At 69.2% G+C, this 11,836-nt stretch carries 10 protein-coding genes; 1 reads left to right on the forward strand and 9 read right to left on the reverse strand.

All coding sequences use genetic code 11. From position 1 onward, the window contains the following. Position 1: 1 nt before the first annotated feature. The 5 genes from ACFV15_RS28870 to ACFV15_RS28890 form a co-directional block, all read right to left on the reverse strand. Positions 2–1,759, reverse strand: coding sequence for a VWA domain-containing protein (locus ACFV15_RS28870; RefSeq protein ID WP_378353980.1), 1,758 nt, complete (start codon positions 1,757–1,759; stop codon positions 2–4). A 50-nt stretch (positions 1,760–1,809) separates the two neighbouring features. Continuing rightward, a complete protein-coding gene (locus ACFV15_RS28875; RefSeq protein WP_378353982.1) occupies positions 1,810–3,024 on the reverse strand; it encodes an AAA family ATPase in 1,215 nt (404 codons plus the stop codon). Between the two features lie 43 nt (positions 3,025–3,067). Then, on the reverse strand, positions 3,068–3,271 hold the full coding sequence (locus tag ACFV15_RS28880; protein WP_378353983.1) for a hypothetical protein: 204 nt from the start codon (positions 3,269–3,271) through the stop codon (positions 3,068–3,070). A 1,171-nt stretch (positions 3,272–4,442) separates the two neighbouring features. Next, complete coding sequence (locus tag ACFV15_RS28885; RefSeq protein WP_378353984.1) at positions 4,443–7,610, reverse strand: BTAD domain-containing putative transcriptional regulator; 3,168 nt, start codon at positions 7,608–7,610, stop codon at positions 4,443–4,445. 130 nt (positions 7,611–7,740) lie between these two features. Next, the gene (locus tag ACFV15_RS28890) at positions 7,741–8,181 is read right to left on the reverse strand and encodes a hypothetical protein (RefSeq protein ID WP_378353985.1); all 441 of its coding nucleotides are present in this window, start codon (positions 8,179–8,181) and stop codon (positions 7,741–7,743) included. A gap of 182 nt (positions 8,182–8,363) precedes the next feature. Between ACFV15_RS28890 and ACFV15_RS28895 the strand changes: the two genes are divergently transcribed. Beyond that, the gene (locus ACFV15_RS28895) at positions 8,364–9,473 is read left to right on the forward strand and encodes a DUF4037 domain-containing protein (RefSeq protein WP_378353987.1); all 1,110 of its coding nucleotides are present in this window, start codon (positions 8,364–8,366) and stop codon (positions 9,471–9,473) included. Positions 9,474–9,535: 62 nt separating this feature from the next. Here ACFV15_RS28895 and ACFV15_RS28900 read toward each other — a convergent pair whose 3' ends face one another. From ACFV15_RS28900 to ACFV15_RS28915, 4 genes are read right to left on the reverse strand one after another with little or no spacing between them, the layout of a single operon-like run. Further along, complete coding sequence (locus ACFV15_RS28900; protein WP_378353988.1) at positions 9,536–10,024, reverse strand: pilus assembly protein TadG-related protein; 489 nt, start codon at positions 10,022–10,024, stop codon at positions 9,536–9,538. Beyond that, positions 10,021–10,428, reverse strand: coding sequence for a TadE/TadG family type IV pilus assembly protein (locus tag ACFV15_RS28905; protein ID WP_378353989.1), 408 nt, complete (start codon positions 10,426–10,428; stop codon positions 10,021–10,023). The genes ACFV15_RS28900 and ACFV15_RS28905 overlap by 4 nt, the downstream gene beginning before the upstream one ends. Before the next feature lie 46 nt (positions 10,429–10,474). Beyond that, positions 10,475–11,317 carry a hypothetical protein gene (locus ACFV15_RS28910; RefSeq protein ID WP_378353991.1) on the reverse strand — a complete coding sequence of 281 codons (843 nt, stop codon included), beginning with the start codon at positions 11,315–11,317 and terminating at the stop codon, positions 10,475–10,477. Between the two features lie 4 nt (positions 11,318–11,321). Continuing rightward, positions 11,322–11,687, reverse strand: a complete 366-nt coding sequence (locus tag ACFV15_RS28915; RefSeq protein ID WP_378353992.1) for a TadE/TadG family type IV pilus assembly protein — start codon at positions 11,685–11,687, stop codon at positions 11,322–11,324. Positions 11,688–11,836: the final 149 nt, after the last annotated feature.

The following is an 11,836-nucleotide window of genomic DNA, read 5'->3' on the forward strand; positions in this document are numbered from 1 at the left end:
GTTAGTGGGTGGTGCGCAGGGCGGTGGTGGCGGCGTGTCCGATGGCTCGGGCGGTGGCGGTCGGGTTGGTCAGTTTGTGGACGGTGACGCCGTCGAAGGGGTCGTCGCGGTCGTCGGTGGTGAGCCACAGCACGGCACAGCCGGACGCGCGCAACCGGTCGACCTGTTTGCGTCCGGCGCGGCGTTCGTCGCGGTCGTAGTGCCCGTCGGACACGATCACGAGCAACCGTGCCGCGCCGGGGCGGGACAGCCCGAGTGCGCCGTCGAGGGCGGCGGTGGCGGCGGCGATCTCGTGGGAGCCGTCCTCGGCTTCGAATTCGGTTACGACGTCGGGGACGGTGCCGGGGTGGGTGATCGGGCGGACGTGCGCGCCGTAGATGACGGTGGCGGTGGTGACCTCGGCGGTGGCGCGCGTTCCGGCGTGGGCGAGGATCCACGCGGTGGAGGCGACCGGGCCGCGCAGGTAGCCCATCGAGCCGGACACGTCGCACGCGATACCCAGCCTTAGCGGCGGTGCGGGCGTGACGAGCCGGGTGGTGCGGGTGAACGGTTCGGCGGTCACGGCCGCTCCGGCGGCGCGTTGAGCGTCGGCGGCGAGCGCGCCGCGCATGCGCAGCCGTCCCGGCGGGATCGGGGAGGTGGACTTGACCGCGACGCGTTCGCGGACTCCGGCGGTGGACAGGGCGCGCGCGAGCACGCGGGCGGCGGTGCGTTCGTCGGCGGTGGGCGGGCGGGTGCCCGCCGTGGCGGTGTCCCCGTAGCCCTGGGGGTTGTAGTGCGCGCCGGAGAACACCGTGCGCGCGGTGGCTTCGCTGGCTTGGTGAGCGGCGTCGTCGGCGGCCTGTTGTGCGGCCGCCACGGCGGCGGGGTCCTGCGGCGGAGGCTCTTTCGCCACCGCGCGCGCCACGTTCGCCAACGCCTGCCCAATGGCCTGGGTCAGCGGTGACGGCGCGCCCGATCCGGCCGACGCGTCCGGGTCGTCGCCGGACGAGCCAGGGTCCGGGTCGGCGTTGTCGGGGTCGGTGCCGATGGCCGCGCACCACCGCCGCCCGAGGTCGATCATCGCGTCGGCGTCGTCGTCGGCGGAACGTAGCGCTTCGCGCCACAACCCACGCAACTCGGTCAGAAGGTCCGCGCCGAGGATGGTCTCCACCACGGTGGCGACGGGGGCGGTTTCAGCGGTGGTGAGAATTCCTCCGTCCACCCGTGCCAGCAACAGAGCGGCGGTGCGGGCGGCGTCCTGTTTGGTCATTTGCGGTGCGCGGGCGGGGTCGGTGGCGTCGGTGTCGGCGAGGATCAGGTCGGTGGCCGACGCGCGCAACCAGTGCCTATCGTCAGGGCGGCGGCGGACCTGCGCGGCTTCCATGCGCGGCTCTTCCAGCAGCATGGCGGCCTCGACCACAGCGGGAGGCACGTCGTCGGGCGGTTCCCACGCGGTGTGTTTGGCGTGCCCGCATTCGTGGGTCAGCAGTCCCCACGTGGTCGCGTAGCGGGCACGGTCGGCGAGGTTGGCGGGGTCCACGGTGGCGGGGTCCACCCCGAGGTGGGTGCCGTCTACTTCGATCAGCGCGCGGGCGGGGTAGAAACACGCTGGCGCACCACCGCCCGCACCAGGCACGATGCTGACCAGCAGGTCCTCGCGGTCGGCGATGATCTCGACCTCATCGACGAGTGCGGCGGACAGTGTCAGCCAATCCGCGCGGGCGGGGAACACGGCGGCACCGGTCGCGTCGGGATCGGCGAGCAGATGGGTAGTCATCGTGGGTGTGTCCTTTCGCGACAGCGGCGGGTGGTCGGTGGCGGATGGGGTCAAATGCGGGCACCGAGTGCCAGTGGTGACACGGTGGTGCCGAACACGGCTTTGACGGTGGCGGCGACGATCTCGCGATCCTCTTCCGGTGCGATGCCGACCAGGTTTCCGGCGGCGGCGTCCGCACCCAGCACGCCCGCGATCTTCTGAAACGCGATCAGTTCGCGAAGTTGCGGTGCCCACCCGATCTCGCCTTTGCTGTGGCGGGTGGCGAGGTTGCGGGCGACTTTCACCGCCCGTTTGTCGACGTTGAGCTGCGCGGCGAGGTCGTAGTCGGTGGACACGTGGACCTGAACGGAGAACCGCGATGACAGGGCGTCGGTGAGGATCGCGCCATGCACCCCGGGGTTGTGTCCGGCCACGACGTAGAAACCCGGTGCGGCGTCGACGATTTCACCGCCGTTGGCTTTGATCACGATCTGTCGGCGTCCGTCCATCGCGGGGTAGACCACCGCCAACACCGTGGGTGCGATGAGTGTGGCGTCGTCGATGAACAGCGGCACGCCCTCACGCATCGCGCGGACGAGCGGGCCGTGCACGAACACGTAACGGCCGTCGTCGGTCTGGGTGTACTCGCCCACGAAGTCGGCGACCGTGGTGTCCCCGTCACCCTGCACCGTCAACAGATCCGGGAACGCCGCCTCGATCACCGACGTCTTCCCCGTACCGGGCGGCCCGTACATCAGCGCGGACACCCCGGCCACGCGCAACCGTTGCAACGCGGTCACATCCGGCATGCCGGACAGCATCCGGGGGTGGTAGTCCAAGCCGTTGGGGCGTTTCACCGGACCGGTCGCCACGCGCACCGTCGCACCGGTAGCGGTCCCGCCCGATCCCGGCGGGGTGGCGGTGGTCGCGGGCGCGGCGGTCGGTTGCGGGGTTTTCGGGCGGGGCGTGCGGGGCGGTGCGGGGGTGATCGTGGTCGCGGCGGCGGCCGCCGTGGTCGCGGTCGCCCGGTAGGCCAGCGGTGCGGTTGAGGCGATTGCGGCTTCCCCCTTGTCCGCCAACGCTTTGCACGCGTTGCCGACCGCCCCGGATGACCGGTTGAGGGTGTGCGCGATGGCGCGCGGGGTGAAATGGGTGCCCGCGCTGTCGGCGAGGACTTTCGCGACCATCGCGCGGAGTTCACCGTTGCGTAGCCGGGAAACTGACGCACCCGCCGGGGTGGTTGGCGCGGCGGTGGGTGCCGTGGCGGACGGGGTGGGCGTGGTCATCGCGGGTTGTCCTTTCGGGACTAGTGCGGGCGGCGGGGAAACGTCACACGTCGGCGGTGTGGTCGTCAGCGTCGGCGGTGTCGGGCGTGTGAAACTGGGCGTACGGGTCGGCGTCGGCCAATTCCTGGTGGGCGTAGGCGGCGACGTCGGCCGATTCCTGGGTCGCGTGGCCGTAGTCATGCCACCCGCAGTAGCAAAACACGGTGACCGTTCCGTCAGTTTCGGTAGTGGTATCGACAATGCACATAATCGGCTCCCTGTTTTGCATATGGCTCGCGCCGGGTGTGGTATTAGGCGTGGTTCCCGGTTTTCCCGGTAATTCAATTATTACTCCGCCGCGCGACCCGCGCAATAGAAATGGGCGACGAATTTCAAGACTTTTGCCATTGTCCCGATTCCTATTTTCAACATATCGAAAGTCGACCGTGTGGCCGCAATTCCGACCGTCGCCACGTCGATTTGCGCAGGTCAGGGGGCCGGTGGCGCGCCGGCGACCACGGACGGAAACGCCAGGGGGTGGCGCTGGGAATAGTGCCAACAGGCGACAAGAAATAAAATAGATGAATAAGAAAGGCGAGTGATAGTTGGGATGAGTTGCAACAACAGGGTGACCAATGGGAGTGAATCGAAGCGCTGACCGCCTAGCCCGCCCCGATGTGTCTACCGGCTTGTGGACAAGCGAGTCTGGGACACCAGCGGATCCCCCTGTTGCCGCCACGACCAGCGTCTTTCGCGTGCGGCGGGGGTACCGCTCTAACCTGAACCCCCGTATGAACCCCATCCTGATCCCCCGTATGAACCCCCGACGGAAGTTGCTGTGCGTGCGGCCGACCATCGACTCGACTACTCGCCGCAACATCCGGCCACACGTCGCTCCGCGCCTAAATGTCGCGAGCGCACCTGGCTTAAGCACGACCTGACCTGCCCTGCCGCGGGGAAGCGCGCATCTGCCACCCCGGCTGTGTTCCCGGGTGGCCACATGTGGCGAAAAGTAGCTCTTTTCACGATCGACTCGTATCTCGGCGATAAAGAATAGTTGCACAAACGCGCTGTATCGCACGATAGCATTCCGTCGCGTCGACGAAAAAAAGAATACCGAAGAGTGGTCTGAGTGGAACTTGTGGCTGCAGGACGACTTCTTCGTCGCCGCGGCTTGACCTTCTAGGCGGAAAGTCGTGAAGGTCGGGACGCGCTGTCGGCGGCGCTGGCTGCCTGAGCCGAGTAACGCCAGGGACTCGTCGTGCGAGATCAGGCGCGCAGTCTCAAGAATGGAGACGGAAGAAAGGTGCTTGGCGGAATTGCCGAGCGGGGAATTCTCGGTCTCACTGACGCCGAAGATGACGACTAGAGCGATCGGGGAGGCGGCCGCTCGGTGCGGGCGGGCGTCGCCAGGTTCGCACCGTTGTGATGCCACCGGTTCAGCTGGCTGCGCTGTGACCACGTTCGCCGTGCCCGCGCGACGTTGTGACGGTGCCAGGGATGTCGTCGTGGCGCTGGCCCAGCCGGGCGGCCAGGCCACGAGCCTGGGCGGTGGGCGTCGCGTCGACCTCTGCCAGCCGGGTGGTCAGCAGGGTCAGTGTCCGGGGGATGGCGTCGAGCTGCCCGAGGCGTTCCTGCAGCCGCATGATGTCGCGGTAGAGCAGTTCGTTGTGCGGATCGAACGCCCGCGCGACTTCGAGCAGATCCAGGGTCTGCTGTGGATCGGAGTCCACCAGGGCGCGGGCCAGCGCGGCGACGGCGTCGATCGCGTCGCGGCGGGTCGCCTCGCGAGCGGGCTCGATCCACTCGCATGCCATGCCCTCGGCCAGCGCGCCGCCATAGCTGTTGACCACGTCCCGGTAGGCGTCGACACGGGCCTGGTCGGTGACCGCGACGCGGCGTGCGGACACAGCGCGCGCGAAGCGCCAGTAGTCGCTGCGCACGGTCGCCGGGTCAAGCAGGTACCGGTCGTTGCCGGCCGAGACGATGTCGGTGACGGCGCCAGCGGTGGCGGCGGCCACCGCGTGGCGCAGCCGTGACAGCGCGGTGTGCAAGGCGTTGGTCGGCCGGGCCGGCGGGTCCTGACCCCACAACGCCGAGACCAGCGTCTCACGCGTCGCGCCCGCAGGGTGCAGCGCCAGCAACACCAGCAGTTCCTTGGTCCGAGGCTGCAACGTCCCGGTGATCTCCCGCGAACTGCCGGCGTCACCGGGTTCGGGATGCCAGCGCACGCGCAGGCCACCAAGCACGTTGACCGTGATCGACGCGCGGTCCGTGTCCTGCTCGCCGGGGGCGGTCGGCGACGTGTCAGTCGCGGGGCTGCTGTGCTCACCGGTCGACGCAGGCTCCTGGTCGGCCTCGCTCGCGCTCAGGTGGCTCGCCTCGTCACCGGCCGCAGGCGGCACGGCGAGACGCTGATGATTCGGGTTCCCCGGCTGAGGCCGGACGCCCCGTGTCCGGTCATGTCTGGGAACGAGGATCTCCAGCGCGGTGTCCGGTGGGGACGGCTGCGCGACCGCGGCCGTGACCTCCAGCTCAAGCTCACCTGTGTCCGGGGGACTGGTCTCGAGCCGGGCTGCCTCGACCGTTGTCATCTGGTCGTTGCCGGCGGGGTGCGTCATGACGCTGCGAGAGCGCGGCCTGGGCGGCGCACCGGCAGGGGCACCGGTGGCGGGTGACTCGGGCTCGGCGTCGTGCAGCAGGGCCAGCAGGTCGGCGGCGTCATCGTCGCCGAGGCGGAACATCCGGGCGCCGCGCAGGGCCTCGCCCAGACCGGGGCCGGTGGACGAGATCGTGCCATCTGACCGGACGTAGCAGGTGACGCCAGGTTGCCACTGGCCCAGCAGCAGACCGGTGACGCCGAACGGCGCGCCGTTGTCCAGAACCGCCTGCAACCGCCCAGGCTGCGCCGGTGGCCGGGCCACCAGCACCAGCGGCAGCCACGTCCCCGCCTCGACGCCGGGTTCACGGCTCGCCGAGGCACGCACCAGCGTCTCGGCCTCCACCACGTCCAGCGCCTCCTCCAGATCGTCGACGACCCGCACGGCCGAAGGCAGCCGCTGCTGGGTGGCGCCGCGTCCGAGGACCGCGACCAGGTCGTCGACCGGGGCGATGACGATCGCCGCGTCCGAGGGCGCCGTGCGGCCAGGTGCGGTGGCGAGCGCGGCGACCAGCAGCGCGCGGGCCGCGGCGGGAGCGCCGGCGCCGATCAGCCCGAGACCGCGGGCGGTCGCGAGGTCCAAGGCGACCTCGCGACCGTCGCGGACACCCAACCCCGGCACAAGGCCCTCGGCGCGACCAGCGCCGGTCGCAGACACGCCCACAACGAGGGGCGGCGCGGCCGGGACACAGCGGGAACGCTGTTCCCCGTCTTCGGGACAGTCCTCGTCGAGGTCGATCTCGTCGTCGGCCTCGGCGCGAAGGTGCGCCAGGCGCAGCTGGTAGACCACCGGCGCCACAGGCAGGTCGTCGCGATCTCCGCTGCCGGGCCGGTACTTGCCGCGGTAGCGGCGGCGGGCGGCCAGCAGCGCCGCACCGACCGCGGCCGCCAGCCCAAGTCCGACGAACAGTTCCGTTCCCCACCGCAGGCCAGGCGCACCCGTCATCGCGTCCGGATGCGTTTCGGTCGCGTCCGTACGTGCTTGAGGGGATGCCGCCGGTGGCGCTGCTGTGGACGGCCGGATGCTCGTCGGAGGCGCAGCGGTGGCGGGCGGAGGAGGCGTCACCGGCGAGGGGGAGGACTGGTCCGGGACGGCTGGCCGCGGCGGTTCGGTCTGCGCGTTGGCATTCCGTGGCAGTGCGAGTTCCTCGCCGGGAAAGATCAGGCTGGGTTTGGTGAACGTATGCCCGTTCGGCTGGGGTTTGCCCTGGTTGGCTTCGAAGATCTCGGGCCAGCGGGTGCCGTCGCCGAGTGTGCGCTGGGCGATGCGCCACAACGAGTCATGGACTCCGCCTCGTGGTGCCAGCACAACCACCGACTCGGCATGCGCGGAGGCACGCACGGTTGTCCCGCCCCCGACAATGGCCTGGGCGGCGTTGCGGACGGCCATCGGCTCGTCGGGTGCCGGGTGCTGCCATGCCGGGGCGGTTGCCACGACCTGCGACCCGGTCCCGAGCGCGGCAGACAACGCGGCGGGAGGGGCTGGGACCGCCCGGTTGCCCAATACGGCCAGCAGGACCGCGCCGACCAGCAGCCCCGCCAGCGCGTGCATCGGGCCAGCAGCGGAGAAATCCGGGCGCCGGGTGCCGTGGACGCCGTTGCGGGCCGCCTCCACCGCGCAGCGTGCGACGTCGAGAGTGAACGCGGCCCACGTCATCCAGCACAGGCACGCGAGGAAATCCAGCAGGAAAGTGGCCGTCATCGGGCCGAGCAGCACACCTTCGACCTCGGCCCACATCGGAACATGGTTCGGCAGCGGCCACCCGATGTAGTGCCACAACGCCCACGGCACACCCGCGACAAGCACGAGCAGCACCGCGGCGGCGGCGAGCCCTTCCAAGGTCCGGCAGAGAAACCGGAGAACGCCGGCCAGCGCCCACCAGTCGCCGCGATTCGCACGCGGTGACCGCGTGGGCTCCCGGCGGGATTGGCGCGATGTCGCGGTCACAGCAGGCTCATTTCCTTGGCAATAAAGGGCTAACGCCCCGTCGCTCACCGCGCTACAGGCCATGAAGCGCGCCTGGCGCCGAGGGCGAGCCTGATGTGGCGGCTCGTCACCGCGGCACCGCCGCGCGTTGTCATGGCACGCCCGCTGTGGCGCGCTCCGGGGCGTTCACGGCCTCGGTGCGAGGTCCGGTCTTGGGCGGCGCGGATGCCTTGACGTTCGGCGGTGTTCCTGCGATGGATGGTCCGCAGCTGGTGGTGCCCGACTCGCCGGTGGGTGGCTTCTTTCGCTTGGCGCGGGCCGGTTTCCGGGCGGTGAGCCATCCCGTCAGTTCGGCTGCGGGAATATTGGTGAACCGTGCCAGTTCGTCGATGTCGAGTACATCGCTCGACTCGGCGAGTACCGCACCGAGTTGCCGTTCGACCTCGTCGAGTTGCTCGGCAAGCACCGCTCGACGCCGTGCGAGTTCACCGATCTCCTGTGCCGCGGCGGATCGCTTCGCGCGCCGGGCGGTGTCGGCCGCCTCGATACGGCGATCGATCTCCTCAGCTGTGGCGATGTCGCTCGTAGTCATCTGGATTTCCTTTGCGTTGGCGTGCCGGCGACATACTCCGACTCTGCGATCTGTTCGGCCTGTCCGTCGGTGGTGCTGAGCACTACACCGCGGTCCCTGACCCGCCTGATATCGACGAGCCCAGGCCCACACTGGCGATATCCAGTCGCGGAATGCACGCCTTGCGCGGGACCATGCCTCTCATGGACAACTCGTTCATCCCAGGCCTGGAATTGTCGCGCCGCTTCTACCACGAGGCAGTGCGGCCGCTGCTCCATGAGCACTTCGGAGACCTGCCCCATGCTGCTGCGCGGATCGGCGGCGGCTCGGAGGTCCTCGGATTCGACACCGCCCGATCCGCTGATCACGAATGGGGTCCGCGCTTGCAGCTGCTCCTGCGCCGCCACGACGCGGACCAGCATGCCCACGACATCGGCGCAGTGTTGAGCAACGAGCTGCCAAAGACGTTCTACGGCTACCCGACGAACTTCGCCTCCACCGGGAACGACCACATACGCCACATGGAGGTCACCGACGGGCCGGTCTTCCACCGCGTCGACGTGACCAGCCTCGACGTGTGGCTCACCCAGCACCTGGGATTCGATCCACGCGACGGCATCGCGACGCTCGACTGGCTGTCCACCCCGACTCAGACCCTGGCCGAGATCACCGCCGGCGCGGTCTTTCACGACCGAACAGGTGAACTCACCTCCGCTCGTTCGCATCTCGCCTGGTATCCCGAGCAGATCTGGCGCTACGTCCTGGCCTGCCAATGGGAGCGGATCTCCCAGGAAGAGGCGTTCGTCGGACGTTGCGGAGAAGTCGGCGACGAACTCGGCTCGGCCGTCATCGCCGCGCGCCTGGTCCGCGACCTCATGCGGCTGAGCCTGCTGATGCACCGCCGCTACCCGCCCTACAGCAAATGGCTTGGCAGCGCATTCGCCCAACTCCCGTTCGCAGCCACAGTTACTCCGGCACTGACCGGAGCGCTCGCCGCTACCACGTGGCGCGATCGGGAAGCCCACCTCGCCACGGCATACTCGGCCACCGCCAAGCTGCACAACCAACTCGGACTCACCGAGCCGCTCGACCCCGGCACCCGCCCCTACCACGACAGGCCATTCCAGGTCTTGCACGCCGGACGATTCAGCCAGGCGCTCCTCGCCAGCATCACCGACCCTGGCCTTTGCGCTGTGCCGCTCACCGGGGCCGTTGACCAATTCGCCGACAACACCGACTTGCTCGAGGATCGCGCAGCGACTCGCACCGTGACCGCCGTTCTGACCGCAGCGAGGTCCACGCCAGACGCCTGATCTGGCCGAAGCCGGACACGACTTCCCGTCGGTTGCGGAACCGAAGCGTGCAGGTACCGTCATCACGCACCACCGGCACTTCTGTTCCCGCTGTTTACCACTTCAGAATTCGCGAACCCGAGGGAAATGGTCACGACGCCGCGTTGGGGATGTGCGCTGCCGGTGCCGTGGATCGGCAGGCTGGATATGCCGACCAGGCCGAGCAACTGGGTGGTGTGGGACGCGGTGATCGAGACGGTGACCGTGTTACCGGAGACCGTCACCGAGCCGCTGGCGCCGGTCCCGGCGAGGTAGCTCTGGGCGGCGGACACGGCTTGCACGGGAACTAGCTGCAGCCGGCCGTTCGCGCGGTACACCGCGAGGTCGATGGCTTGTGCCCCGGCGCGGGCCGCGGCTTCAGCCTGACCGGTGGCCCTGACCTTGGCGGCCAGCGCCAGGCCACCGTCGAGCGTGAGCCCGGCCAGCGCGAGGATCCCGATCGTGAGCACGACAACGAACTCGCTCACCCGGCCCTCATCCGCGGCCCACCACCGCCGTGCGGCCTGGATCATGAGCCGCTCCCAGCCGTGGTCAGGGCGGACCGATAGGTGTCGACGGGTTCGGTCGCATTGGCAGATAAGCGTTTCTCGCCGGGAACACCGAGTATCAGCGCGTCACCGAAGTCGACCGAGCAGGACACGGTGACCGTCACGGCGCTGCCGGGTACCTGGCTGCCAGCGGTGTCCACAGTCAGCTGCTGGCAGCTGATCCCGGCCGCGGACAAGGCATTCGAGGCCGTTGTGTGTGCCGCGGCGGCGGCCGTCGGCGAGGTGCGTTCGATACTGGCTGCGCGGGCGGCCTGGTGCGCGGCGCCGTTGAGCCGCAGCCGGGCGTCGACACCGCGATGGATGACCACGGCGACGAACACCAGCAACATGATCAGGAAAGGCGTCACCAACGCGATCTCGGCGGACACCGAGCCACGATCCGCTCGCCACCAGGCGGCCCACCGCCTTCGCGCATCACTCCACATGACGCTCTCCTGCAAGCACGCGCGCCTGTGCACGACGTAGGAACACGGAGAGCGTGCCTGAGTGGGATGCTGGGTGTTCCCAGGCGAACGGGCCCGCGTCGAGGACGTCACGGGCGGCTGTGACGTAGGCGAAGACACCTTCGGTCATCTCCGCTGCGGAGTGCTCGGCGGATGCGAGTGAGCCGGACTCGTGGTGGGCCAGTTTTGCTTGCCACGCCTCGGCGAGTTCGGCGCTGTGCTGAAGTGACCGCAGAATCCGGCCGATGCGGTTGTCGATGACGGCGATCTCCCACGTCGCGCCCGAGATGCGCGCTTCTGACGCGTGGCGCAAGGTGCGGGTGCGGTCGAGACAAGCCAGTGCGTCCCAGGCGGCGAGCTGACCCGCTCGGAGCAACGAGGGATCAAGCCAGTCGGCGCCGCTGGCGTCAAGCCGATGAACGGTGACGAGAAGGCCTTCCGCCAGCGCTGCCGCTGGTTCGGGCAGGCTCGCGAAATCCTCGAGCCGGTAGAGGTGCTGGCCGGGAACCCGGGTGAGTGCGGGCGGGAGGTCGTCACCGTCGAAAAACATCACGAGTGAGAGCGTGATGTGCATTGCTCCGGCGAGCGTGGCGATGAAGCCTGCGAAGACGTCGAGACAGGCGATGACGTCATTGCGGGTATGGATCCCGAACATGACGAGGCCGATTCCGGCAATCACCGCGGCGCACGGCAACGGCCAGACGGCTTCGCGGACAAGCCGGAGCCGAAGCCGGTTCGGTGTCCACGAGGGATGCCACAACTCCAGAATCTGCCCATGCGGGTAGGCCTGGCCGGTGGACGGCACTCCGGTCATGGTGTCACCTCGATCCCGCGGGCAGCGGCACGAACCGTTCGACCGGGCCGGAGGCCTCGGCGTGCACCGGTAACGTCAGGAACGGCAGGACCGAGGTCGCGGTGCCGAAGATCCGCACCGACGCCGACTCGGCGGTGCGTGTCGAGTCGATCCCGGGGCCGGTCAGTGGGCCGCGTGCGAGGGCGTCGAGGACCCGTTTCGCGCCGGCGGTTCCGGCCGCGGCGGTTCCCTGCTGTGCTCGCGCGGCGGTAAGCCCTTGTGAGGCTGCGGCTTGCGCGATGTGGGTGGCGTGGGACCAGAGCGCGAACTGCACGATCGCCAGCAGGATCAGCAGCAGCAGTGGCGCGGCGATCACCAGTTCGGCGCTCACGGCGCCACGGTCGCCGCGCAGAGCCTTGCGCAGCCGATCAAACTTCGGTGGTGGTGTAGGGATCCGGGGGTTCTGTCGGTTGTGACCGCCCTTTTGTCGGTTCGTTTCTGGGAAATGGCGAGTTCGGTTCCCTGTTTGGCGGTGGGGTT

Source organism: Amycolatopsis sp. NPDC059657 (assembly GCF_042734395.1).
Lineage (GTDB): Bacteria > Actinomycetota > Actinomycetes > Mycobacteriales > Pseudonocardiaceae > Amycolatopsis.

Bases quoted from the DNA above. Each gene is read 5' to 3' on its own strand.
- ACFV15_RS28870 (WP_378353980.1), bottom strand. From the start codon at position 1,759: ATGACTACCCATCTGCTCGCCGATCCCGACGCGACCGGTGCCGCCGTG.
- ACFV15_RS28875 (WP_378353982.1), bottom strand. From the start codon at position 3,024: ATGACCACGCCCACCCCGTCCGCCACGGCACCCACCGCCGCGCCAACC.
- ACFV15_RS28880 (WP_378353983.1), bottom strand. From the start codon at position 3,271: ATGTGCATTGTCGATACCACTACCGAAACTGACGGAACGGTCACCGTG.
- ACFV15_RS28890 (WP_378353985.1), bottom strand. From the start codon at position 8,181: ATGACTACGAGCGACATCGCCACAGCTGAGGAGATCGATCGCCGTATC.
- ACFV15_RS28895 (WP_378353987.1), top strand. From the start codon at position 8,364: ATGGACAACTCGTTCATCCCAGGCCTGGAATTGTCGCGCCGCTTCTAC.
- ACFV15_RS28900 (WP_378353988.1), bottom strand. From the start codon at position 10,024: ATGATCCAGGCCGCACGGCGGTGGTGGGCCGCGGATGAGGGCCGGGTG.
- ACFV15_RS28910 (WP_378353991.1), bottom strand. From the start codon at position 11,317: ATGACCGGAGTGCCGTCCACCGGCCAGGCCTACCCGCATGGGCAGATT.